Source organism: Halorubrum sp. CBA1125 (assembly GCF_009742825.1).
Lineage (GTDB): Archaea > Halobacteriota > Halobacteria > Halobacteriales > Haloferacaceae > Halorubrum.
In genome coordinates this window covers 1-4,338 of the sequence record NZ_WPCE01000220.1, presented here as the reverse complement: position 1 = coordinate 4,338, position 4,338 = coordinate 1, and the positions used below count along the sequence as shown (strand labels likewise).

The window sequence follows — 4,338 nt, the reverse complement described above, 5'->3', positions numbered from 1 at the left end:
CGAGGCGAACGAAGTGAGAGAGAGAACCCGACGCAGAAAAAGGTGGATATGCACTATTCAACGACCCGCTGTTTCAGACGAAAATATGTCTGAAGAATAGGATTTCGACAAAGCCACCTACTTATACGTGGTGAAGGATGTACGCGTGATGCCCTCCACACTCACTCGAGTTCTATTTAGTGAGCCGTCCGGTCGAACCCATGCAGTAGTCATGTTCTCTGGGTCACTCCTTTTCTTGGGCCTCTACGTGTACGATGTCATTCTGGGGGACTCTTCTTCAAGCAGTTGGCTAGTTGTTATGGCGGTCGGAACCGGTCTGTCTGGCGTGGCTGAGTCTCTTCCGAATGATCGACGACGAATAGCCGGTATCTTCCGCGTAACGGCGATATTCGTCTTGATCGGTCTTCTCGCCACTACCGTTTTCTCCCCCGAGGTTATCGTCGGAGAACGATAGAGGTTTCACTAAAAATGCGGCCATTATTTCTGTGAATCATCCACCAAGAGGAACCTACAACTCTATCGTTACCAAGCTATCGTGGGTTTCTGAGAATTCGCCACACAAAATAGGTGACTATCCCAAGAAGCGCGATTAGAACGGACAACAGAATCTGCCCGATGATGAAATACCCCCAAAGAAGGACAGCGACAACGTATATTCCAGTAACAGCGAGTGCGACCTGATTCTTGGAGGACACAATAATCATTCAGATTCTGTAGTCCCTTCTGATAGGTCTTTCTTCTGTATTGACCACAACCGAGTCAAAATCACTTGATGCGGATTTCAACAGACCCGAGAGGGCTTACACCGCGAGTGCGCTCCCAGTGATAAAGGCGACACCGGCGAGCACACCCCCGACGACAAGGAGGGCGTAGTTGGTAATCGGATTCGCAGCCTTCGTTATCTCAAGTGTGTACGTGTCGTTGCGAAGGGGTTTGAACGGTCGAATCCCCATCGGGGTCAATGCATCTGCGAGGATATGTGCCCCGATCATGGTGACGCCAATGAGGGCACCAAATAAGGCGAGTAGCACGCCGGTTATGGCCCTGCTAGAACTCACACCGATGGCGAGGCCGGTGACGGCGAAAACGGACGCAACGAGTAGCATAAACCAGATAGTGTACGTCGGACTGCGGTGCCGAATGAATGGCACGCGCTGATCCCAGTCGGAATCATCGCCCCACCGACGACGACAGCACCTCCGAAAATCGCGAGCTCACTAGCACCGAGGACGGTAAGGACGAACCCTACTGGCGAATAGACGGCGAGTGACGCGCCGTAGTAGCTGGTACGGTGCATACTTTGAAAGGACCCTCGATGATATCGACTGTGATGGTTTAGTCAGGCACTGTGGTCGGTATACTTTGCTTCCCATTCGGTCCGTGCTTCAATCTCTCGAGTGCCTCGGCGAGTAGTTGTGTACTCGTTAGTGCGTCGATCGCGTTGACTCTTCTCGACAAGTCCTTTCTCAACAAGCGTGTCGAGATTCGGATAGAGACGACCATGGTGGATCTCTTTTTCGTAGTAGTCTTCGAGCTCGTCTTTGATCGCGAGCCCGTGTGGATCATCCAGACCGGCGATCACGTACAGCAAGTCGCGCTGAAATCCGGTGAGGTCATACATATCTCTCCTAACGCAGTCAAGTTTTGAAATACTACTGATCTTCGAAGTACTGTTCTAATGACGACTTCTCAGCCATCATCGACTACGGTGGAGCAGGGTTCGGAAGACATCGACCCCTCAATTAACCAATACACACTCCTATCCCACAACTTTGCTGGTTAATATTGTACTCGATCGCCACCCTGTTTCCGAAGTCTCGAACCCTCTACGAGTGAACTACCCACCCTACTCGCTCATAGCTTGCACCGTTCGCTCCTTGGGGATAGGATAATTCACAGGATTTGGCTCAGTCGATGAACGCGGGAAGTGAGATGAATGGATCTGTGGAAGCCGAGCTGAAGTTGTGGGTCACTGACGTCACTGTTGGATTTCACTAAAGACGATACCCACTCACGCGATCGCGTGCGATATACATTGAAATGGCACCGGCGAGACCTGCGAGAGCGCCCGAAGTAACCGTCCCACTGAGACCGATCACGAATCGCTCGACTCCAACGAACGAGGCGAGCGCATGGCCTGTAATGCTAGAGTGAGCGATAACGGTCGGAAGTGCAACAACAAGCACCACAACAGAGTAGATCACGAAGGCGAAGACACTCGGAACAATCGCCTTCGTGCTTCGAGAAACACTAACCGCCTCGAAGCGTGGAAACCCGACGCCGATTCCGGTCGCAATCGCCCCCGACATGGTCGACAAAACGAGTGCGGATACACCGAGACTCGCGACGACCGGTACCGAATACGGACTCAGGAGCCCTGCGGTGACGGTCGCCACAACGGTTATCGGCGCTATTAGGAGCGCACCGGAGACGACGTGTCCGACGACCAGCGAGCGTTCAGGCGCGTCAGAGAGCAGTGTGATGGGCAGTGCTGCGCCCTCTTGGCCTACCACGTTGAGCGCGAATAGCGATCCGGCGACCCATGTGCCACTGATCAGCAGCCACAGTGGAAGGCTTGTGCCGATTTTGCCGGTCTGGACGGCCGTGACAACTGGGCTGGCAAGAACAATCAGCGGATACAACGCGAACGATAGCGAGATTGGTGACCGACGGGCGCGTTTCCAATCGACTTTGATGATGCCGACAATCGGCTGAGAAAATACTTTCGAGAGCCCGTCGAACCATGAGGACCGGTCACCCGACCGCTCGGCCTCATGGGTAATGTGAACGCCGTCAGCGTACCAGAGCCACTCTGCGAGTCGGAACAGTGATACAACCGCTACAACGGCAAACAGGACGGTGAATCCCACGGCGCCGATCGCTCGGAGCGGTGAGGCCCCGATACCAAGTCCCATTGCTGCGAGATCGCCAAACCAGTCAATCGGTGTCGGAGCGAGTACTCGATAGATCGGTTCCAACACCGACGCGAACGCATTCGTGAAAATCAACGCGAAGTACCCGATACCAAACAGAAGGAGGAACAGTGTTCGGAGGCGGCTGAGCAGCCGCGATCGACGCCGGCGTTTCGCACGCCCAGTGCGAGAAGAAAGCCGGCCGGAATCCCCGTTGCGAGGAGGAAACACAGTGTGATCAACAGAGCGGGGATCGTAAGTAGTGAGCCGGCACCGACAGCAAATGCAACAGTGACGGCGCTTCCGACAGTGAGGAAGAACACAGACCAAAGCGCGAATTCGGTGAGCACAAGGCCAGCGATCACGTCTCGATGTGAGACCGTCGTCAACAAGCCATCGAGATTGTCGGGACGAAGAGCGACGGCGTACGCGCGATACCCGCCGAATCCGACCACGAATATCCACCCGTAGACGAACCCCCTCCGTGTCCATTCGATAAGCGGTTCGGCCTCGTTTCCGGCGACGAACCCCCCGGCAAGGTACGCACCAAACACGCCGCCGAGCGAGAATGGGAGCAGCATTACGGCCGTGAACGCGAGTGCCAACAGCTGCATCGGGTTCCCCTTCATCGTCCGCCAGCGACGTCGGAACTCCGTACGGGCGATGAGCCGAGGACGCTTCGCCCGAGTCATTGGTTTTTAGCCTGTTTATCCTGTGAACTGGTGACGTCTCCAGTACCCTCTGTAGCCGATCTGGGGGCGGCCGGTTCGCGTTCGGCGGTGACCGAGAGGAACACGTCCTCAAGAGTCGTTCCCTCCTCGGTCTCCATCCGCGCCGTCAGTTCAGCGGGTGACCCTTCAGTGACAAGGTTGCCTTCATAGAGGACACCGACGACGTCCGCGAGTTCCTCGACGACCGAGAGGATATGCGTCGAGAGGAACACCGTGTGGCCGTCATCAGTGAGCTCCGCAATAACATCGAGAACTGTCCGAGCCGCTCGCGGGTCAAGGCCGCTGGTCGGCTCGTCGAGGAACACAACATCGGGCTCATGGAGTAGCGCCTGAATCAGGCCGATCTTCTGGCGCATTCCCTTGGAGTAGTCGTCGAGCCGCTTGTCAGCGTCGTCGGTGAGATCGAACCGGTCTAACCAGTCTACGATTCGGGTCTCCATTTCGGGAGCGGGAAGATCACGGAGCCGACCGAAGTATTGGAGCTGCTCGCGCCCAGTGAGTTCGTCGAAGACCGGGGGTTCCTCGGGGAGATAGCCGATCGATTTTCTTATCGCATCGCGATCCGAGACAGGATTCCCGTCAATCCACGCCTGACCGTCTGTCGGCTGGGTCAGTGATGTCAACATTCGCATCGTCGTCGTCTTGCCGGCACCGTTCGGCCCGAGAAACCCGTACACTGTGCCGTGGTCAACGGA

General features: G+C 55.8%; 5 protein-coding genes. All 5 read right to left on the bottom strand.

Annotated features, from left to right (window positions below; genetic code table 11):
• Positions 1-800: 800 nt before the first annotated feature.
• Positions 801-1,106 (bottom strand): metal-dependent hydrolase, encoded by a 306-nt coding sequence (locus GJ633_RS17955; RefSeq protein WP_231741372.1) that lies wholly within the window; start codon positions 1,104-1,106, stop codon positions 801-803.
• Positions 1,107-1,339: 233 nt separating this feature from the next.
• Positions 1,340-1,621 (bottom strand): helix-turn-helix transcriptional regulator, encoded by a 282-nt coding sequence (locus GJ633_RS14460; RefSeq protein ID WP_156589375.1) that lies wholly within the window; start codon positions 1,619-1,621, stop codon positions 1,340-1,342.
• 373 nt (positions 1,622-1,994) lie between these two features.
• Positions 1,995-2,870, bottom strand: a complete 876-nt coding sequence (locus GJ633_RS17950; protein WP_231741371.1) for a hypothetical protein — start codon at positions 2,868-2,870, stop codon at positions 1,995-1,997.
• A 134-nt stretch (positions 2,871-3,004) separates the two neighbouring features.
• Positions 3,005-3,541, bottom strand: coding sequence for a hypothetical protein (locus GJ633_RS17945; RefSeq protein WP_231741370.1), 537 nt, complete (start codon positions 3,539-3,541; stop codon positions 3,005-3,007).
• Between the two features lie 59 nt (positions 3,542-3,600).
• On the bottom strand, positions 3,601-4,338 hold a 738-nt coding region (locus tag GJ633_RS14450; RefSeq protein ID WP_156589374.1), incomplete at its 5' end, for an ABC transporter ATP-binding protein.